Source organism: Paenibacillus sp. V4I3 (assembly GCF_030817215.1).
In the GTDB taxonomy this organism is placed as follows: Bacteria; Bacillota; Bacilli; order Paenibacillales; family NBRC-103111; genus Paenibacillus_E.
On sequence record NZ_JAUSZA010000001.1, the window covers coordinates 7635599 to 7654559 of the forward strand.

At 45.2% G+C, this 18961-nt stretch carries 21 protein-coding genes and 1 riboswitch; of the genes, 5 read left to right on the forward strand and 16 right to left on the reverse strand.

The genetic code is table 11. The features are described from left to right. Window positions 1-9: 9 nt before the first annotated feature. A complete protein-coding gene (locus QFZ77_RS35110) occupies window positions 10-1041 on the reverse strand; it encodes a LacI family DNA-binding transcriptional regulator (RefSeq protein ID WP_307447861.1) in 1032 nt (343 codons plus the stop codon). A 264-nt stretch (window positions 1042-1305) separates the two neighbouring features. Here QFZ77_RS35110 and QFZ77_RS35115 point away from each other — a divergent pair, with 264 nt between their 5' ends. Continuing rightward, the gene (locus QFZ77_RS35115; protein ID WP_307447864.1) at window positions 1306-2670 is read left to right on the forward strand and encodes a putative bifunctional diguanylate cyclase/phosphodiesterase; all 1365 of its coding nucleotides are present in this window, start codon (window positions 1306-1308) and stop codon (window positions 2668-2670) included. Here QFZ77_RS35115 and QFZ77_RS35120 read toward each other — a convergent pair. The 5 genes from QFZ77_RS35120 to zwf form a co-directional block, all read right to left on the reverse strand. Then, window positions 2665-3453, reverse strand: a complete 789-nt coding sequence (locus QFZ77_RS35120) for a YheC/YheD family protein (RefSeq protein WP_307447866.1) — start codon at window positions 3451-3453, stop codon at window positions 2665-2667. The two genes, QFZ77_RS35115 and QFZ77_RS35120, sit on opposite strands and share 6 nt — an antisense overlap. Further along, the gene (locus QFZ77_RS35125) at window positions 3419-4582 is read right to left on the reverse strand and encodes a glycosyltransferase family 4 protein (RefSeq protein WP_307447868.1); all 1164 of its coding nucleotides are present in this window, start codon (window positions 4580-4582) and stop codon (window positions 3419-3421) included. Before QFZ77_RS35125 ends, QFZ77_RS35120 begins: the two co-directional genes overlap by 35 nt. A gap of 152 nt (window positions 4583-4734) precedes the next feature. After that, window positions 4735-6318, reverse strand: a complete 1584-nt coding sequence (locus tag QFZ77_RS35130; protein ID WP_307447871.1) for a peptide chain release factor 3 — start codon at window positions 6316-6318, stop codon at window positions 4735-4737. 318 nt (window positions 6319-6636) lie between these two features. Then, entirely contained in the window at window positions 6637-7707 is a 1071-nt protein-coding gene (locus QFZ77_RS35135) for a metallophosphoesterase family protein (protein ID WP_307447873.1), read from the reverse strand. A gap of 196 nt (window positions 7708-7903) precedes the next feature. Beyond that, window positions 7904-9439 carry a glucose-6-phosphate dehydrogenase gene (gene zwf / locus QFZ77_RS35140; RefSeq protein WP_307447876.1) on the reverse strand — a complete coding sequence of 512 codons (1536 nt, stop codon included), beginning with the start codon at window positions 9437-9439 and terminating at the stop codon, window positions 7904-7906. Between the two features lie 191 nt (window positions 9440-9630). On the opposite strand from zwf, the gene QFZ77_RS35145 reads away from it, so the two are divergent. Further along, on the forward strand, window positions 9631-9999 hold the full coding sequence (locus QFZ77_RS35145; protein ID WP_307447878.1) for a hypothetical protein: 369 nt from the start codon (window positions 9631-9633) through the stop codon (window positions 9997-9999). A 42-nt stretch (window positions 10000-10041) separates the two neighbouring features. Here QFZ77_RS35145 and QFZ77_RS35150 read toward each other — a convergent pair whose 3' ends face one another. Then, entirely contained in the window at window positions 10042-10488 is a 447-nt protein-coding gene (locus QFZ77_RS35150; protein WP_307447883.1) for a GNAT family N-acetyltransferase, read from the reverse strand. A gap of 166 nt (window positions 10489-10654) precedes the next feature. Between QFZ77_RS35150 and QFZ77_RS35155 the strand changes: the two genes are divergently transcribed. Then, on the forward strand, window positions 10655-11374 hold the full coding sequence (locus QFZ77_RS35155) for a hypothetical protein (protein ID WP_307447885.1): 720 nt from the start codon (window positions 10655-10657) through the stop codon (window positions 11372-11374). Between the two features lie 182 nt (window positions 11375-11556). Here the strand turns inward: QFZ77_RS35155 and lepB are convergent, their stop codons facing one another. The 6 genes from lepB to QFZ77_RS35185 all read right to left on the reverse strand — a co-directional run bounded on the left by lepB (window position 11557) and on the right by QFZ77_RS35185 (window position 15726). After that, on the reverse strand, window positions 11557-12105 hold the full coding sequence (gene lepB, locus QFZ77_RS35160) for a signal peptidase I (RefSeq protein WP_307447888.1): 549 nt from the start codon (window positions 12103-12105) through the stop codon (window positions 11557-11559). Window positions 12106-12131: 26 nt separating this feature from the next. Then, window positions 12132-12779 (reverse strand): response regulator, encoded by a 648-nt coding sequence (locus QFZ77_RS35165; protein WP_047679491.1) that lies wholly within the window; start codon window positions 12777-12779, stop codon window positions 12132-12134. Between the two features lie 54 nt (window positions 12780-12833). Beyond that, window positions 12834-13895: a sensor histidine kinase gene (locus QFZ77_RS35170; protein ID WP_307447892.1), complete on the reverse strand. Its 1062-nt coding sequence runs from the start codon at window positions 13893-13895 to the stop codon at window positions 12834-12836. 49 nt (window positions 13896-13944) lie between these two features. Next, the gene (gene liaF, locus QFZ77_RS35175; protein WP_307447895.1) at window positions 13945-14607 is read right to left on the reverse strand and encodes a cell wall-active antibiotics response protein LiaF; all 663 of its coding nucleotides are present in this window, start codon (window positions 14605-14607) and stop codon (window positions 13945-13947) included. Between the two features lie 172 nt (window positions 14608-14779). Continuing rightward, window positions 14780-15409, reverse strand: a complete 630-nt coding sequence (locus QFZ77_RS35180) for a PspA/IM30 family protein (protein WP_307447898.1) — start codon at window positions 15407-15409, stop codon at window positions 14780-14782. Between the two features lie 26 nt (window positions 15410-15435). Next, window positions 15436-15726: a hypothetical protein gene (locus QFZ77_RS35185; protein WP_307447901.1), complete on the reverse strand. Its 291-nt coding sequence runs from the start codon at window positions 15724-15726 to the stop codon at window positions 15436-15438. Between the two features lie 162 nt (window positions 15727-15888). Then, a riboswitch (cyclic di-AMP (ydaO/yuaA leader) is annotated at window positions 15889-16040 on the forward strand. A gap of 4 nt (window positions 16041-16044) precedes the next feature. On the opposite strand from QFZ77_RS35185, the gene QFZ77_RS35190 reads away from it, so the two are divergent. Further along, window positions 16045-16836 (forward strand): stalk domain-containing protein, encoded by a 792-nt coding sequence (locus QFZ77_RS35190; protein ID WP_307447904.1) that lies wholly within the window; start codon window positions 16045-16047, stop codon window positions 16834-16836. A 134-nt stretch (window positions 16837-16970) separates the two neighbouring features. Here QFZ77_RS35190 and QFZ77_RS35195 read toward each other — a convergent pair whose 3' ends face one another. The 3 genes from QFZ77_RS35195 to QFZ77_RS35205 form a co-directional block, all read right to left on the reverse strand. Next, window positions 16971-17141 (reverse strand): hypothetical protein, encoded by a 171-nt coding sequence (locus QFZ77_RS35195; RefSeq protein WP_307447907.1) that lies wholly within the window; start codon window positions 17139-17141, stop codon window positions 16971-16973. Window positions 17142-17235: 94 nt separating this feature from the next. Continuing rightward, window positions 17236-18426: a GNAT family N-acetyltransferase gene (locus tag QFZ77_RS35200; RefSeq protein ID WP_307447910.1), complete on the reverse strand. Its 1191-nt coding sequence runs from the start codon at window positions 18424-18426 to the stop codon at window positions 17236-17238. Between the two features lie 25 nt (window positions 18427-18451). Beyond that, entirely contained in the window at window positions 18452-18643 is a 192-nt protein-coding gene (locus QFZ77_RS35205) for an anti-sigma factor (RefSeq protein WP_373462700.1), read from the reverse strand. A 169-nt stretch (window positions 18644-18812) separates the two neighbouring features. Here QFZ77_RS35205 and QFZ77_RS35210 point away from each other — a divergent pair, with 169 nt between their 5' ends. Beyond that, window positions 18813-18917, forward strand: coding sequence for a YjcZ family sporulation protein (locus tag QFZ77_RS35210; protein WP_307447913.1), 105 nt, complete (start codon window positions 18813-18815; stop codon window positions 18915-18917). Window positions 18918-18961 lie beyond the last annotated feature (44 nt).

Here is an 18961-nt window from a genome sequence, read left to right on the forward strand (position 1 = left end):
ACCTACTATTCATTTATGATGACTGCTCTTTGATGATTGTCGAACAACCAATCGGGTCGGCAGCTTGATTCGTGTATCCTTCGTGCCTTCCCCACGCAGCAAACCCGCCAGCACACTGCGTGCTGCTTCTTTGCCCATCTCATAGAAAGGCACATTGATGCTGCTTAGCGGTGGATCGCTGAGCTTAGCAGCATCCGAATCATCGCAGCCAATAATAGCGAAATCACGCCCAGCCATCCAACCTCGCTCACGGAGCCCTTGCATCAATCCGATCGCCATACGATCATTGGCCGCAAATACCGCTTCCACTTGATCCCGATGTTCCCATAGCTCTGATGCCGCTTCATACCCGCTCTTACGGCTGTAATTACCTTCAAGCAGCAGCTCAGGCGTAACTTCTAAACCTGCTTCACTCATTGCTTTCATATAGCCTTGAAGTCTATCGCCAGAGTTCGAGTACTGGGGCGAACCATTCAGAAAAGCAATCTTCCGATAACCCTCTTCCTGTAAATGCCGAACCGCCCTATAACTGCCCTCTACATGATCAGCATCCACTTCATGAAAGGATAACCCCTCGAAGCTTTGATTGACCAAGCAAAAAGGCAGTCCCTGCTCCTGCAGCTGCATTAGCGATTCCCGCTGGTGCGGAGTATCCCTTGAACCCAGAATGACACAAGCATCCACCTTCTGCGAGCGATAAAGTCGGGTGTAATCCAAACTCTCATCCGGTGTTAAGAGCGACAGCAGCATATCATAACCCTGCTCCCTTACTTGTTCCCCTATGCCGCTTAATATTTCTGCGAAATAAAAGGCAGAGAAGAGATGCACTTTGGGCATATAGGGCAGCACAACGCCAAGATTACCACTGCGTCTCCGAGCGAAGCTTTGCGCAATAGCATTTGGATGATAGTTGAGCTGTTTTGCAGATTCAAGTACACGCTCTTTCGTAGCAGGCTTCATGGGGCCTAGCCCATTAAATACACGGGATACGGTCGCCTCTGAAACCCCTGCTAGTTCAGCAACCTCTTTTCTCGTCACCATGCATAAGCCTCCAATAATTCATCCATTAAACTAACAATGTACACGCGTACATTTTCTCATTCAAAAGCCATTCATGTCAATACAAAATTATTGAATGTTTTTATTTAACAATATTCGACATTTTCATCAATTTTACATAAAGTTAAACAAGAAGATTGCTATTATTTGTAAAAAAAACTAATTTATAATCTTGTCTACAGTTCGCCTTTCGACTTATGATAGGGGGTACAGTGGACAACTATGATGTAGGAATGAGTGATAGCAATGAAAGCAGTCTGGCGCCTTTTTCACTTCGCCGCATCGACAACATTAGGTACTCTTAGGAGTAAGAAAATAATCACTCGCATTAACCAACGACAGCAGATTCAAGCATTGTTAAAGCAGGCTATTAGAAGTCAACATTATGATAAGCGCACAGCCCCATTATATACCCTTCTCATCCTTGATATTGACCGCTTTCGCCAAGTTAATTTCTCGCTCGGATACAAGTCTGGCGATCTCCTTTTGGAAGAAGTGGTCAAACGTCTGCGGACCGTACATGGCTGTGACCTTGTTGTTCAATCAGGAGATGATGAATTTGTTCTCCTTATACATGCTACTACCCATGATCAGCTTTCCCAAATCATTCAAAGCATACAGTACGTTTTTGTTACATCATTCATCGTAATGGATCAAGAATGTTTTATTACCGCGAGTATGGGTATGAGTGCTGTGGACATATCGTTTGCTACGATCGAACAAGCCTTGCATCAAGCTGATCAAGCTCTCCTAGCCGCTAAGCGTACAGGTAAGAACAAGCTTGTTACCTATAATTCCTCACACGCGCAGCGGTTCTCCAATCAAATTCAGATGGAAACTGAGCTGCGGAAGGCGATACTTGAGAATCAACTCATCCTATACTATCAGCCACGTCTTGAGCTCTCCACCGGAAACATTATTTGTCTGGAAGCGTTGGTGCGCTGGAATCACCCGAATCACGGCTTAATTGCTCCTAACGAGTTTATTCCGCTTGCTGAAGAGAGCGGTTTGATTTTGCAACTCGGGGAATGGGTGCTTCGCGAGGCTTGTCTCCAAAAAGCGAGATGGCTGGAAGCCGGTATTTTAAATTATCAAATTGCTGTAAATATTTCCCCTTGTCAATTTCAAGATGAGTCATTTTCCGATAAGGCCATTCAGATTATTGAGCAAACCGGTATCGATCCTGCCTTCCTGGAATTTGAAATTACCGAAAGCTCGATTATGCAAAATATGGATATGACCGTTGCGGTATTGGATAAACTATGTAATAAAGGGATTTCGATCTCTATCGATGACTTCGGTATTGGCTACTCTTCACTTAATTACTTGAAACAATTCCCTATCCATTGTCTGAAAATAGACCGTTCTTTCGTGAAAAATATACATAGCAATAAAGATGATTGGGCCATTACGAATGCCATTATCCATCTCGGCCATGCTCTTGAAGTGCAAGTGGTTGCAGAAGGCGTAGAAGAATGGAGCCAACTTGAAATATTGAAAGAAACAACCTGTACAACGATTCAAGGCTATTTACTAAGTCCTCCTGTATCCGCTATCGAAATTGAGCAAACCTTTCATAGGAATAACAACAGGCCGGTTATGATTTCATAACCGGCTGTATGCTTTGGCATAACGTCTCATTTTGGCAAAAATACGTTTGTCACTCAATCTTCGAAAAATATAGGGATCAGGACTCGTATTTACCTCGAGAATCCATGGATGCAGATTATCGTCCAAGGCGACATCGACACCGATCTCCTTAACCCCTCTATAACGCGTATTGATCGCCTTCGCAACCTGTAACCCCAGAACATGCAGCTTCTTGACATACCTCTTCCTCTTACTTGTACTCAAATACTTGTGGAGCAGCGTTTCCACCGGCTTCAATGTTCCCCCATTATGGAAATTAGTAACCACTTTTTTCGGATGGGCCACTCTGCCTATAACACCTGTTGTCTCCCACTTCTGTGAAGGCGTTTGTTGAACCATGACACGCAGATCAAATCGGTTTCCTTTGTATTTGAGCAGATGAATCCCTTTCTGTACTAAATAATTCCGTTTTTTCGTCTTTTTACTGAGAGATGCATACATCTCATCAAATGTTTTAAACTGTCTTAATCGAACGCCTGACTGATACGAATAAGGCATTTCTGCCCCCTCCTCCGCCAGTTCCACACGTATAACACCGTTTCCAAACATACCTACATTCGGTTTAACATACACCATCTTATATTGGTTAAGCATTTCACTTAGTGTCTCTTGATTCATTCGTTTGGTGGTCGGAACATATTTACGCAGCTTGTGCTTAGATTCAATTGCTTTTGTTTTGCCAATTTTGCTAGTGACGTACCTAGCTCTACTAAGACGGACCGGTTTCTTTAACGCCTTTTTCATATTTTGCCTCCAGCTTCAGTCTATAGAAGTCGGCCAAAGATTGTGCTGTGGCCTGCCAGCTGAATTGCTTTATGACATCTTGCCGCGCCTGTTTGGCTAAACCCTCTGCCCATTCTTTCCGTTCGGCCACCGCCACAATACTTCGTGCGAATGCGCGAGGATCTCGGAATTCTTTGATCAAAATCCCGTTAATTTCATGCTGAATAACCTCTTTAATTCCCCCAATGTTCGAGGCGATTACTGGTAATCCAGAAGCCATCGCTTCCACGTTCACCAATCCGAATGCCTCATGCTTTTGTGAAGGACATATAAAGCAATTCGCGAGTCCATATACTTCATGTATCTTACGATGCGGTATATTGCCAAGAAACTTCGTTGGCACTCCAAGCGTATTAGCCTTCCTTTTAAGCTTCGCCTTGAAGCCTCTACCTTGCTCACCCCCAGCAATCAACAGCTTTAACCCAGGGATCGATTTTCTAGCTTTATGAACAGCGCGAATCAACTGAGGGATGCCTTTGCGCTGGATAAGTCGGCCGACATAAAGGATTTGAAAACCGTTCCTGCTAACTCGGTACTTTCTTCTTAAACGTCTCCTCGTTTTCTCCGATTTAGGACTAAATCTAGCCACATCGGTCCCGAGGTAAATCTTGTAAAGCTTATTTCGCTGTTTCGGATACAGCCTTGTTAGCTCTTGTTCGAGTGAACTGCTATTAGCTACAATCCAGTCCACTTTATTCAATTGCTTGGAGCATCTACAAATAGAAGCATAAGGAGGCTTCACGAAAGTTAAGGAATGTAAGAATAAAGATACTGGTGTTTTCGGAAAATGGCGTTTGATGACGGCAGCATAATGGGGTCTGTTATCAACTTGAATCCAATCAAATGTCTTTCCTTTGGTAGCCTTAAGCACTTCCTTCAAGTACGTACGAGAGCTTCCCGTAGGTACCCTTATTATCGTAAGTTGGCCTTGTCGTGAACTACGGCTGTACCTAGGATGCTGCCTCGAAATAACGGTAACTTGATGCTTTTTGGCAAGCTCGCGTGCAATGGAGTAAATACATATTTCGACGGAACCACCTAGAATTGGCGGTACTGGAATTTGTTCAGGAGCAATGATTAAGAGGTGCACGTCTCTAATTCACTTCCTTAGGGCTAGCTTAATGATTACTTATTAACCCGTACCTATTGTATGAAGCAAACGGTCCATTGGCGACAAAATTGAAAGAAGAGGCTGCTCCCCAAATTAAGATCTGGGGGCAGCCTCTTCTTCAATTACAACACTTATGGAGCACTAGTTAAAAATTTAGCATTCGGGTTTTTCTCGATCGAAGATCGCAGCGCATACTCGCTCTCGAACAAGCCTACGTAATTCCCTTTTTTATCTTTTACCAGCTGTGAGTTAATACGGAATTTACTTGGATCCAGCTTCTCATCTACAATCCAACGCGCGAATTGATAGTTCTGGCGCTGTAATAAAATATCTACGCCATATTCGGATTTCATCCGATGTTCAAGCACTTCGAATTGCAGTTGACCGACCACGCCAAGAATCATGTCCTCGAAACCAATCGTGGTGAATACTTGAATCATACCTTCTTCAGTCAATTGATCAATACCTTTGAGGAACTGCTTTTGCTTCAAGGCATTCTTGATGGAAACTTTGCTGAACAGCTCCGGAGAGAACGTAGGCAGCTCGTCGAAGATAACCTCTTCCCCTTCACTTAGGGAATCTCCGATACGGAAAATACCGGGATCAAACAAGCCAATGATATCGCCAGGGAATGCCTCTTCGACAATGTCACGGTCTTGCGCCAAAAATTGCTGCGGCTGAGCTAATTTAATATCTTTGCCGAGTCGAACATGTTTCACGGACATACCACGCTCAAACTTGCCAGACACGATACGCAGGAAAGCCACACGGTCGCGGTGAGCTGGATTCATATTCGCTTGAATCTTGAATACATAACCTGAGAATTTCTCTTTTGTAGGCTCTATGATGCCTGCCGTGCTGTTCCGCGGCTCAGGCGCTGGCGCAAGCTGTAGGAAGTTCTCTAGAAACGTCTGCACACCGAAGTTGTTCACGGCACTGCCGAAGAAAACAGGTGTCAGCTCGCCTTGCAGCACTTTCTCCATATCAAACGGGTCACCGGCTACATCTAGCAGCTCAATATCCTGGCTTAATTGTTTGTGCAAGAATTCACCTGCAATTTGTTTCACTAATGGATCATCAACACCATCCACCTTGCGTACTTGAATTTCTTTGTGATCTTCACCTTGATACAGCTCTAATTGCGACTTCCCGCGATCGTAAACCCCACAGAACTGCTTACCCGAACCAATCGGCCAGTTCATTGGATACGAACGAATACCGAGCACTTCTTCTAATTCCTCTAAGAGTTCAAACGGGTCACGGCCTTCGCGGTCCATTTTGTTAATAAACGTGAAGATCGGTATTCCGCGCATTCTGCACACCTGAAATAGCTTCTTCGTCTGCATCTCGACCCCTTTGGCTACGTCAATCAGCATCACCGCGCTATCCGCAGCGGTAAGTGTTCGGTACGTATCCTCACTGAAGTCTTGGTGACCAGGTGTATCCAGAATGTTCACGCGATGCCCTTCGTAGTCGAACTGCATAACGCTGGATGTTACCGAAATTCCACGCTGCTTCTCAATTTCCATCCAGTCGGATGTCGCATGTTTGCTAGCCTTACGCCCTTTGACCGTTCCGGCTAAGCGAATCGCGCCTCCGAATAACAGCAATTTCTCGGTTAATGTTGTTTTACCCGCATCCGGGTGAGAAATAATCGCGAACGTACGTCGCTTAGCGACTTCCGTTGCGAGAAGTTTAGTGAGTTGCGTTGTCATCTGTTAGATTATTCCCTTCTTGTTTTACATATAGAGGTAGTTTAAAAAGTTCACTTTGTCCACATCAGATGATAGTCTGATTGGCGAATAAACTTACTGATAAACACGGTCGCTCATCCCCGAATTACTTCGATATAGGATTATCTCATAACGAAGTCATTCAGTAAGCATCTCGGCATCGAATCTTGAACGAAACCGGGAAGTCCGGTACTCACGTAGCAAATCTCTACGTTCCGTTCCTCCTTCTCCGGACTTCGTCCAACCTTCTCGGTTCTGAAAGCGAGCTTTTTAAACACGCATTTAATAGCTTACTATGAATCAGGCTTGAACTTTCTGCAAATCAATACTCCAATTCGCTTCATCTAGGAAAGTTCGATTGCTAAACTCTCGGCCGCGCACGACAACCTTATCCGCAAATACTTGCACATATATGCCCTGTACTTTATTTTTGGCTTCTTGCTGGTAGGCGCGGTTAAGCGTTCTTCCAACCGAAGCATTGTGGAAATAATGGAAAGTCTCCTGCACATAATGCTGTGTCCCATTCTGGAAATCTTGATGGCGATGCCCACAGAACACGAATACATTCTTAAAAGGCTTTAGCGTCTCGCGGAACTTTATAGCGCGCATTAACTGATGTGATCCACCATCTGTGCCATTAGGTGGCAGCGGTTGATGCGTCATCACGAATAGTGGTCTTCCTGGTTGATAGAGGCTTTTCACCCGTTCTTTGAACCATTCCAGTTGCTCATCGGAATACCAAGCTCCCTCACCAACCTCCGGCTTCTCCTGCACGTAGGCTTCTTGTGAAAGCAGCAAAATGGAGTGACCCTTGGTCGTAAAATCATTGTAGAGTGTCTTGTAGCCAAAAAACTTCTTGAACGACTCTCGGCTCATCGCGTCACTTTTGCCGTTGGGAACGGCTGCTTGATCCCAGATATTCGCTTTATTAATCCAGATCGAGTAATAATCGTGATTTCCCATGTTCGCATGAACAGGGGGAAGTTTATATTCACTTACAATGGTACGCAGCTCCTTATAATCTCGTTCCGTTCCTGTGTCCGTCAGATCGCCTGTTAGCATAATAGCATCAACAGGACCGTCGAAATGTGTAATATCATCAAGCGCTTGCCTTAATTTCTTACCCGTAAGTGCATCACCTATACTGACATGAAGGTCGCTTAAAATAAAATAGGACATGAGGGGACCTGTCGGCAAGGGTTCTGTCGAAGTTTGTGCCACGGATTGGGAAGGCTCAGGTTTCACAGATGATAGGGCGGGCTGAGCATCTGGAATAAACTTTTTCTTAACCATTTGACTAAAAATCGCACTAAATCCAACGAGTGCAGCCCCTATTGCCAGCAGCCATCTGATAAAAGCTCTTCGTGACATATACGCACCTCAAGTAATGAATAGTAAGATTTACTCCGTAATATTTATTATACCACAAAAAAAATCCAACAGGCAGAGTCGCCAGTTGGATGTTAGGCTTGTTACCTCAAGGATAAACGGCTTACGCCGTCCATAACGAGCGCGTTTGACAAGGTTGATGCGAAGCTAGGTTATTCCCTAAACTTATTCGTATCAACTATGTTAAAACCGTTGTTTTTTGAACGGCTTCCCAATCAACTTCACCTTCATTTTGACCATTAATCGGCCACCACTTAAAGCCGTCTTCGCTTAGGAGCTTCGTTGCCTCTTCAGGCCCCCAAGATCCGGCTGGATAATGTTTCAGATCTTCCGTCTTCTCACTCCATGCTGCTGCAATACGATCCACATAGGACCAAGCAAGCGCCACTTCATCCCAACGGGTAAAGTACGTGGAATCTCCACGTGTTGCATCGTACAGCAAGCGCTCGTAAGCTTCCGGCGTATTGATACCGATCTGGCAGCTTTGGCAGAAATCCATCGCTACTGGAACGATGACGCCTTCCGAGCCCGGCTGCTTCGCATTCATTTTCAGATAGATGCCTTCCATCGGATTCACACGGAAAACAAGCAAATTCGGCTCCAACTCATGCTTTTTGGCCAAATACACATTATTCGGAATATTCTTAAATTCTACAACGACCTCTGTCGTTTTAACTGGCAGTCTTTTGCCCGTACGAATGTAGAAAGGTACACCTGCCCAACGGAAATTGTCCACGTGAACTCTGGCTGCGAAATAAGTCTCTGTTGTTGATTGCGGATTCACCGAATCTTCTTCACGATAAGCAGGCAGCGCTTTGCCTTTGGCTGATCCATTCGCATATTGACCACGGACCACATTCGCACGAACATCGTCGCCGGATTCGAATAAGCGGAGGGAACGCAGGACCTTCACCTTCTCATCACGGATATCTTCCGGATGCAAACGGCTTGGTGGTTCCATTGCCATCATCATCAGCATTTGCAGCATATGATTCTGACCCATGTCGCGCAGGGCGCCAGAGTGATCATAATAACCGCCGCGTTCTTCAACACCGACAGTTTCACTTAACGTAATTTGGATGTTAGCTATGTATTTGTTATTCCAAAGTGGTTCAAAGAAAGCATTCGCGAAACGAACGAACTCAATATTTTGCACCATTTCTTTACCTAAGTAGTGATCAATGCGGTAAATATCTTGCTCTTCAAATACTTGACGAAGTTGTCCATTCAAGCGCTCAGCCGATGGCAGGTCGTAACCGAACGGCTTCTCAATAACAAGACGGTGCCAGCCTTTGGTTTTGAGCAATCCGCCTTCACTTAAGTTGTACGATACGTTACCGAAGAGCTCTGGAGCCAGAGCGAGGTAGAACAAACGGTTCCCACCGGTCTGATATTTCTCATCGAGTTTGGCTGTCAGTACATTAAGTTCATGGAAACCAGCGACATTATTGATATCCAGTGACATGTATTCAAAACGCTGTGCGAATCGATCCCATTCCGCCTCATCCGTCACTTTATAACGGGCAAAATCCTCAATCGAATGCTTTACATCATCACGAAATTGTTCATTCGTACGAGGTCTTCTAGCCAAACCAACTACAGCAAAATTTTCCCCTAACTTTCCTTCACGATATAGGCTATAAAAAGCTGGAAACAGCTTTCTTTTCGCCAAATCGCCCGTTGCTCCGAAAATATAAAACACAGCTCCACTCATCTATGCATCATTCTTTCTCTATTAGGATTAGTTAATATGCTTAGCATACCTAAAATAGTCAAGCTATTCAACTTTTCTGAGAACTTTCTTCCATAACTTTTTCTTATGAGAAACTAGACATTCGTCTATACCGAACCGCCCGGCCATGAATAGGCTGAAAGTACACAATAACACGGAGGTGCTAAGATACGATGCAGCCGATTCATCCGATTACTGATAAAACCTGTCGAAGCTTATACGGAAAGCCTGTTCTTATTTTTTTTAACGATGGCTCCGAGATCTATGGCATATTAAGTCGTATTGAAAAAAACAAGCTGATCCTGAATGATGATGCCACTCCTAAGCTCAGCACGACTACGAAAAAAACCAAAAAAACCATATCCAAATCAAAAACAGTTAAATCGAAGCAAGCAAAGTCACCAAATCAAACTTCATTCTCGGGTACAGCAGATGAGGGGTATTCCTCCTTTGGCCTACCTCTCTTCGGTGGCGTAGCCTCTGGCTATCAAGGTGCGATCGATATTCAACTCGAAAACATTGCAGCTATGTTCAGTGAATGATGAAGGGGCTGTGGATGAAACTATCATCTACAGCCCTTTGTCTTATCTTCTCAATTTCTTACTCATTTTATAGCAGCTTAGCTCGGGAATAAACGAATGAATTTCGTAACCTTTGCGTAAGTAAAATTGAATCGCCTTAGGGTTGCTTTCATCAACAAAAAGTTCAGCCGTCAAACAGCGTTCACTTTTCCCGTACTCCTCAGCGACCTTCATAAGTTCATGCCCCCAACCTCTCCCTTGCTCACGAGAATCGATGGCTAACATATCAATGAACAGCACACGCGATTTGCGAATCATTGTGATGAATCCGAACGGCTGTTTTAACCCTTTGGCAGTAACAAACGTTTTATTCTGATTCAGTCTCTTCCGTATTTCTGAAAATGTTACGGAACTACCTGTGTCATACAATCTAGAAAAGGGTACTAACTGTTCAACGACTAATCGATGAATAGCTCGATCGTCAATGGAAGCCAATCGTTTGCGTATCACTTGGCACCGCCTCCACAAGAAGCAATAATGCTATCTTATGTTGGCAGGACCGCAAATGACTCTGCTTGAATAGGCAGCTTTTTTATTGTTCTAACCAAGCAAGTACCAATTTACCCCAGTCCCTACGAATGCTATACTATAATTAAGCGAAAATGAGGTGATCTCCATGATTTATGCGTATCCCCCAATCATGGCTTTGAACAGCTATCAAACTCATAAAGACTACTACCGGGTAAGCGCGGTAAGCGGTATTGCCGGCGGTAAATCAAGTACCATTCGACGTCCTCTCGACATGCCCTTTGCAGAATTAGCCTACAAACAACACGCTCAGTCTGCCGCGAAAGGCGTAGCCGAATTTGTTCAATCCGCACAGAACGTTAAACAATCGGCACAATCCTTGGTGGAGTCTCGACTTCCTGCTATTGCCTACAAGGCAACACCTCTTTCGTCAGAAGCCGATAGCGATTCCATCATTGAACCTATACGTCAATTCGTACATACATATAATGAATTTCAGGACAGTTTGCGGGATTCTCCCGAGTATTTGAATCGCTCACTTCTCATAGGACTAGAGCAAGCCGCTAAGCCCTATTCTCTGAAAGAAATTGGGATAACGAAGCTGGATAACGGAAGCTTAGAACTCCAAGAAGACGAACTTCAAGATCAGATTAAGAACCATTTTAGCTCTACGTTAAAAAGTCTTGGCAGCATTACAAACTTCGCCGCCACACTCTCGAATTCGATTGGACAATTGCAGCAATTGCCTTCGGAGTCATTGTTCCAAATCTCACGTTCACAGCTTAAGCCATACGGCCAATATCGATCCCAGCTGCAAGCTTATTTGCCGGTTCCGATGAGTGGACTGCTGCTTGATGTTGAGATGTGAGCGAGAATTCAAAATTTTATAGATCTTATGAAAATGATCCGGCTGATGCTCGGGTCATTTTTTTAGCGCCAATCTCAGGCTCAGAAATCGACATCTCAAACCGGCTACTCCTTCTTACACACATAAAAACGACCCTCGAATGAGCTCATGCACATGCATGCTCACCCAGAGGGTCGCTTTCTTTAGAATAGCTTCTTACCTAATACATGATCTAAAGGGATGAATCCGATTACTCTGCTATCCATACTGTTATTACGGTTATCTCCCATCACGAAAATATGATCGGCAGGCACCGTCCATTTCTTGTTTCCGTTCGCTCTCATTGCCTCATTAATGTAAGGCTCGTCAAGAAGCACACCATTGCGGTACATCTTGTCATCCTTAAGCTCCAATTGATCTCCCGGCTTACCAATCACCCGTTTGATCCAGACATGTTTATCATCACCTTTGGTAAATAAACTGAGCAAAGGGCTGTCTAACAGGTCATTCTTGAATGTTCTCTTAAGATCGACTCTGGAGTCAATAATGACAATATCCTCGTATTTCGGTTCATAATTAAACGTATGAGAAAGCTTTGATACATAAACGCGTTGACTGTCATGCAGCGTCGGATCCATGGAATGTCCCATAACCTTCGTGGATTGGAACACAAAAACTCCAAGAAATATGACTAAAACAAACGAAATGGCAATGGAACCAAACCAGCTCCAAATTTGCTTTAATAGATTCATTCGTATCGCTCCCTTATGACTAAATGCTATTCAGCCAAACCATGTTTAAAAGCATAGATGGCGGCTTGTGTTCGATCTTCTACACCTAGCTTGGCCAGAACATTGGTAACGTGAAACTTTACCGTCTTCACACCAATAAACAAATCATCCGCAAGCTCTTGATTGGATTTACCTTTAGCAATCAAGCGAAGCACTTCCATTTCACGATCGGTTAACTCTTCATGTGGCTCTGCTGCCGGCTTAGGCTGACGAAAGCGATTCATGATCTTGGAGGCAACCTGAGACTCCAGAATGGACTGCCCTTTAGCCGCCGCTCTAATTGCTTGAGCGATCTCGGAGGCACGTGACGTTTTGAGCAAATAGCTGAAAGCCCCAGCTTCAATCACTGGATACATTTTCTCATCATCTAAGAAGCTCGTCAACACAATGACTTTGCAATCCGGGTAAAGTTGCAGCAGCTTCCTTGTCGTTTCGATACCGTCCATGCCTTCCATAACCAAATCCATGAGTACGACATCAGGTCGATATTCCTGCGCTAGCCGAATCCCATCATGACCATTGCTGGCTTCCCCGACCACTTCAATACCATCCTCTGTCCCTAGTACGGCTGCGAGTCCGATCCTGACCATTTCGTGGTCATCGACAAGCAAAACCTTAATCAACGCATCGTCCATTTGTTTCTCCTCTCGATAGAAAACTATTTCTGCCTTGTTATCTATGGTAATGGATTAACTTTCAACCGCATATTCAGTAGCTAGTATCGGCACACGAATTTCAATACGCGTACCTCGATCAGGCGCGGTAATGATATCCACAGAGCCGCCGATTTCATTAACCCGCTCCTTCATGGACACTATACCGTACGATGTAAGCTTCTTAGCATCTAATTCAAATCCGACCCCATCATCGCGTATCGCAAGTCGAACACCGTCTGGGCGATGCAGCAGCTTCACTTCCAGCTTGTTCGCCTTAGAATGACGCAGAGCATTAGAAAGCGCCTCCTGGACAATACGGAACAAATGGTCCTCAATCCCCTTATTCAAGCGGATATCCTCGTCCATATCCCAAGTAATCGCCATGGGCACTTTAGCCGCAAGCTCCTTCAGAAGCTCGACAAGTCCTTCGGACAGTCGTTTCCCTTCCAGATGAATAGGTCTTAAATGCAGAAGCAAGGCTCTCATTTCCGATTGGGCAACAGAAGCCATCTCTTCAATGAGATGAATTTGTCGTTTAGCCTTCTCGAAATCTTTATCCAAGGTCCGCCCTACTGCCGTTGCCGTCATCGATATCGCGAATAGTTGCTGGCTCACCGCATCATGAAGCTCCCGTGCCAATCGTTGTCTTTCTTCAATCACGGCAGACAGCTTTGCTTTCTCCGCAAGCTCCGCATTATCATTAGATAAGCGTTGCAGGGAAGTAACCTGCTCTTCCCATCGCTTCATAATACGGCCTAACTGATCACCTAGACGCCCGATTTCATCTTCACCGTGTTGGAAACCGCCGCGGGCAAACGTCCCTTTTTCCAACAAAATCATCGTTTCCATCATCGGCTCAAGCCTCCGAGTAATTCGGTTGCTATTCCAGAAGCCATACACAGCGCCCATTCCGCCTATAACCAATATCGTTATGAATGTAAACTTAACGCCCTCTTGCCAGCTCGTAAATGGCACAATCAGATTGCGTGAATTCAAAAAATAAATGATCGCGCCAAACACAACGAAACTAAAGATGATCGATTCACTCATGCTGCGCCATATCATATTCGTTAATCGTCGTTTATAGCCGTCCAATTGGTGATGAACCTCCTCGAGATCTTTACGCGTGCCTAAGCGCACATTCTCACAATACTTTGATCTTGATATCTCCTACGATGTAAGAAAGCACAAGTTTCACGCGGTGATCGCAAAGTTCATAGTTAGGGGACTGCCAGACCAGCTTGTTCATAACCCCTGACTCACGCTCATTCGCAACTTGAATCTGCCCGAAAGAAATGGAAGCTGTGACAGCGATACCGATATCATCCGGCACTTTTATATCTACATCTCCTACAACGCCTTGCAGGATGACAGTGGTTTCCTTTTGCTCCAAAATCGCAAGTGAGAGATCAATGTAGGTTTCTCCGATAATGTACCAAGTTGAACTGTTACGTAAAATCCAAGGCTCACGTCCTAAACGGACGCTATCCACCAATTTCTGCTTTTGCATATACGTGTCGTCTTTGTGTACTTGCTTAGATCGTATGAAAAACAAACCTAGCGAAATTAAAACAATAGAGAAGACGATGGTAATGTGATCACCGAATAAAATCACTGCCCCTATACCGATCAGCACATAACCTTTGCGCTCTTTGCGTGAACGGACCCGATGAATGCCTAGCAAGATGAGGATAATGGCAAGAATGGGGAAAAAGCCTATCGTATGATCTAGAAGCAAAAAAAGACCGGCTCCAATCAGCACTAGTGCTGTATTGCGGTTACGGTTGCTTTTAGTTTCTTCTCCCATCGCTGCACCTCCTCTGGCTGACTTTTAAATGACTTCATATAGATTCCTAGCATACCATAAGAATGGACGACCTCCAAGATGCAAATCCTTGCGCGGCAAGGCTTCCGCATGAATCATGGAGGTCAATGGCCCATCTGCGCCTACTTATTAGGCGCTAGAGGGATACACGCGGCTATTTCTTGTCGCGCGGGTCGTTGTCATCGCTGCGATGCTGCTGCCACTCCTGCTGGAACTTGCCGCGCAGCGTGCGCAGTTCCTGCTGAAGGTTGCCGCCGGCTTCCTTCAGCGTCTCTTGCGACAGGCGGCCCGCTTCGCGGAGCCCCTGCAGCGCTTCCCGGCCGAGCTCGCGGCCGGTCACTTCCAGCTCGCGCCAAGTATCGCGAGCCTCTTTCTCATGCAGCCCGCTGCTCGGCGGCTGCACCTGAGCCCCCTCGGCTGCGTGCCCCGCACGCAGCCCGCGCAGTTCATCCGCGAGCGCCAGGCACACGTCCTGGCTGCTTGCGTACTGCGCGCGGTAGTGCTCGCAAGCGGCTTCCTCGCGCTGCTTTTCTTGCAGCGCTAGCCGCGCGAGCTCTTCATCGCCGGCGCGCATCGCCAGCTCGGCTTGCTCGCCGCGCAGCTGCGCCATCTCCTCTGCGTTCACACAGTGGCTTCGCAGCTCAATGGTTCGCTTCAGCGCCTCCTGATAGCGCTGTTCCAGCTTCTCTATCACACTGTTCCCCCGTTCATGGTGATCAAGCTTGCCGGCCGTTTCTTGCCAAGCAGCCTCAGCCATTTTGCCAATCCGATTCAATATATTCATGAAGTTACACCCCATACTCTTAAGATTTAAAATTCATTTCGTTTCTTCAATAAATGAATACCATACGCCACTAAACATGCTGCGAACGCAATCGCGATGAAGCCCGATAGTTTAATGATCAGTATCAAGCCGCCCAAGCCGGCGATAAACCATCCAATTTTCTTTCCGTTCTTAATACCTACATAGCCTAATCCAAGCATAGCTGCCGGGAATAACAACCCCATTAAATGAATATGACCACCCATCTGATGTAAACAAATAAGTAAACCTGCCGTGATTAAAACCAGTGCCAGCCCTTTCGATCGATCCATACTCATTCTGCTTACCGCCCTTCACGTGTTCTTCATGCTTCTATCGTACCTGAAACAGCGATATGTCAAAACGGACTCGCGACTGTTTTTGTACCTAGACCTAAGTCCAGTACCCTCTAAGACCTTCATCCATATTTTGGCCGTTGCCCCGTCAAGCCTCGGATGCTAAACTATTTGAAGCCGAGTCCGGTGCACAGACAAAGTGCCGGTACGGGGGACGATTTACATGGGGTGAATATTTGCTCTTCATCGGAGCAGACTAGGGAGAACCTTCTTCCCGAACCCGTCAACTAACCTCGAAGGCTTATGAAGGAGGATTACCAATTGCATACAATTACTAAAGGGTTAACTAGCCTTGCTGTGTCTTTAACGGTGTTGGCAGGAGGCTTTCTTTCGCCATTTACGGCGCATGCCGCTGAAATGGATGTGAAAGTGCAAGTCAATGACGAACTGATTCAATTTCCGGATGCTCAGCCTTTTCTGGATGACAATCATGCCACCCAAGTGCCGATTCGTTTCGTAACGGAGAAGCTTGGTTATGACGTGAAGTGGCAAAAAGAAGGCGATGAGATCAAGGTCACGCTAATTAACAACAAACATTCGATCACCTTAGTATCGGGACAAAAAGAAGCTGAAATCGATAGCAACCGTGTCGAGATGGATACACATGCGGAATTCCAAAATGGACGCGTATACGTGCCTCTTCGTTTTCTAAGCAGAGCATCAGATATTCCCGTTCAGTGGGATGCAAGCAGCAAATTAGCTATTCTAAGTAAAGATGGCAATCAGCATGCGCCAGATTATGAATTGTTTCAATCCACTGCCTATTCAGCAGATCCATCTGAGAATGGAGGCTACGGAGCTTTTGATTATATGGGTAATCCATTAGGTATTGGAACCGTTGCTGTAGATCCGAACGTGATTCCTCTAGGAACTAAGCTCTATATAGAAGGTTATAATTTCAATGGCCTACCTGCAGGCGGCATGTATGCTTACGCAACAGATACAGGCGGTGCAATCAAAGGCAAACGTCTTGATATCTTTATCCCAGGATCCAAGCAATCCTTAAAGAAGTTTGGTATCCAAACCATTAAAGTGTACAAACTATCCAATTAAAACGGCTGATATCAAAAAAAAGCTTGGTTTCTGAGATTATGATCTCAAGAAATCAGCTTTTTTTATTTCAGGTGGTAAAACCAGAAAAGCTGCTCTCCCATCATATAGTGACGAGAAGAGCAGCCTGCAGTTACTTAAACTTGATTTTTGGGGATACCATTTAAACTTGGGACATAATCAGCGGCATTGTTGCTCGATAGCGTTTGCGCCTCTTCGGTGAAATTAGCGTTATTCTGCTGATTCTTTTTCTTATCTGCTCGGTTATCTTCGCGGTCATACTTGGGATCGGCGTCATTTTTGGGCATAGCATTCACCTCCATTGTCTCATTGTTAGTATGAGAAGGTGGCTTGCATTTTATCCCAAGTTATCTGGAACTAGCGTTGTTCCTTATATTACTTTTAAAAGAAATCCGCTAAATAGGTTGTCCGCCGCGGAATAGCAGTTTCCAGCCGGCTAACAAGTTCATCAGAGCCTTGAAGACGCTCAATTCGGGCCATGAATCCTGCTTTCTGATAACCCATGAGCAAAGCCGTCAACGTCTGAATGTTACAGCTAAGTAGTTGTTCCTCAGCTGGTATTTCATCTTCAGATAACTTCGCTACGAGGGCCGTCTCCCCATTGTCGGTAAACTGTAACCGATAGAAGCCTTGGTTCCAATCCGCATGCGTGTCTGAAACACGTAAATATATGGGTTCTGCTCCATCACGAGCTTCATATACATACTCTGTCAGAAAAGCTTCTACATCCACAATTCTCGCCGAGAAATAAGTAATCTTCTCTTGTTTGAACTTTGGATCGTGCACCAGAAACGGAAGTTGGTCATCTACAGGTGCATTCACTTCCACTTTGGTTATCATCGAGTCATGATCAGCAATGAATTTCCATAAGCCGCGTCTTGCTTCCTCGTCAAGAAAAACCAACTCATGGATGGTCGCCACTGTGTCCTTTACCTGGTAAAATACATAGCCCCGCTGTTCCCCTTGGGCGTTCGTGTAGACGGCAGCTGTACCCTTTTTAAATTTCAAATAACGATTATTCCACCAGTCCGCATCCCGCTCCATCATGCCATTGTATGCTTTTGCAAACTTAGCGTAGATTTGATTCAGAATCTCACCGCTTTTGACTACACGTAAAATCGAACTGCCCTCTGCGGCTTGAAACTTGGGAAGCTTATCTACAGGAATTTCATATTTCAAATAATCCACGTATGTTTCCCAGCCATATTTACGATAAAATTCAAACTTAAACGGCGCTAGAAAGGAAATCGTTTGACCCTGCTCTTTCATCGCTTTAAGCGCTTGAACCAGAAGCTGTCCCACCATCCCATTGCGTCGGTACTCTGGCCATGTTGCTACGCCCGCAATACCGCCCATCGCGAAGCTCTTCCCGTTTAACCAAGTCCGGAAGTTAAGTACGGTAAGCTTTGCAGCCATATTGCCGTCAACGAAATAGCCCCACACTTGATTAGGATCTGTAGAGCTTATCCGCTCTGCCTTTTCCTCTGCGGTAAGCTCATATTGAAACGCAAACTCAGATAGAGAAAAGCTCTCTAGAAGCTCCTCTTTTCGTAATGTACGAATTTCATTCATCTCAATTCACCTCATTTAGAATAGATCAGCTTTTCACCAAAGCGGCTGCTAGAACTGGCTTTCCTCTGGGCATGACACCATGAGCATCGGGCTCTAACGTAATGGCAATCGTGTCATAATTATTCAGATTGAATATGTAATATAACCCGCCTGTACCGTTATGTGTCATGAAAGTGCCAGCATTCACAGGGGTTTCTTTCCCCTTAATTAACCACACTTGATAAGCCTCATGATGCTGACTGGTCTATCACATTAACCAAAGCAGTGGCGATGGGTCCTCACTCGCATTAATGAAGAGTAGGGCAAATGTCCAATCAACGAATGCCCCCCGGTCATATGCTGTATAGGGATACATCCTACAAAAAATATATACCGGAGGGGATACTATGTCATATGCAGCTGGTTGTGGAACTCCAGGATACGGAAATTCAGTAGGCGTTGTTCTTGTCCTGTACGTTCTGCTTGTTATCATTCTTGCCACGTTCTTCTAATAGAGTGAAAAGTCTCACACATTGATCTCGTATAGAATGGCCTA

Bases quoted from the DNA above. Each gene is read 5' to 3' on its own strand.
- QFZ77_RS35145 (WP_307447878.1), top strand. From the start codon at position 9,631: ATGCAGCCGATTCATCCGATTACTGATAAAACCTGTCGAAGCTTATAC.
- QFZ77_RS35180 (WP_307447898.1), bottom strand. From the start codon at position 15,409: ATGAATATATTGAATCGGATTGGCAAAATGGCTGAGGCTGCTTGGCAA.
- QFZ77_RS35155 (WP_307447885.1), top strand. From the start codon at position 10,655: ATGATTTATGCGTATCCCCCAATCATGGCTTTGAACAGCTATCAAACT.
- QFZ77_RS35185 (WP_307447901.1), bottom strand. From the start codon at position 15,726: ATGAGTATGGATCGATCGAAAGGGCTGGCACTGGTTTTAATCACGGCA.
- QFZ77_RS35200 (WP_307447910.1), bottom strand. From the start codon at position 18,426: ATGAATGAAATTCGTACATTACGAAAAGAGGAGCTTCTAGAGAGCTTT.
- QFZ77_RS35110 (WP_307447861.1), bottom strand. From the start codon at position 1,041: ATGGTGACGAGAAAAGAGGTTGCTGAACTAGCAGGGGTTTCAGAGGCG.
- lepB (WP_307447888.1), bottom strand. From the start codon at position 12,105: ATGAATCTATTAAAGCAAATTTGGAGCTGGTTTGGTTCCATTGCCATT.
- QFZ77_RS35120 (WP_307447866.1), bottom strand. From the start codon at position 3,453: ATGAAAAAGGCGTTAAAGAAACCGGTCCGTCTTAGTAGAGCTAGGTAC.
- zwf (WP_307447876.1), bottom strand. From the start codon at position 9,439: ATGAGTGGAGCTGTGTTTTATATTTTCGGAGCAACGGGCGATTTGGCG.
- QFZ77_RS35195 (WP_307447907.1), bottom strand. From the start codon at position 17,141: ATGCCCAAAAATGACGCCGATCCCAAGTATGACCGCGAAGATAACCGA.
- QFZ77_RS35130 (WP_307447871.1), bottom strand. From the start codon at position 6,318: ATGACAACGCAACTCACTAAACTTCTCGCAACGGAAGTCGCTAAGCGA.
- QFZ77_RS35210 (WP_307447913.1), top strand. From the start codon at position 18,813: ATGTCATATGCAGCTGGTTGTGGAACTCCAGGATACGGAAATTCAGTA.
- QFZ77_RS35115 (WP_307447864.1), top strand. From the start codon at position 1,306: ATGAAAGCAGTCTGGCGCCTTTTTCACTTCGCCGCATCGACAACATTA.
- liaF (WP_307447895.1), bottom strand. From the start codon at position 14,607: ATGGGAGAAGAAACTAAAAGCAACCGTAACCGCAATACAGCACTAGTG.
- QFZ77_RS35135 (WP_307447873.1), bottom strand. From the start codon at position 7,707: ATGTCACGAAGAGCTTTTATCAGATGGCTGCTGGCAATAGGGGCTGCA.
- QFZ77_RS35165 (WP_047679491.1), bottom strand. From the start codon at position 12,779: ATGGACGATGCGTTGATTAAGGTTTTGCTTGTCGATGACCACGAAATG.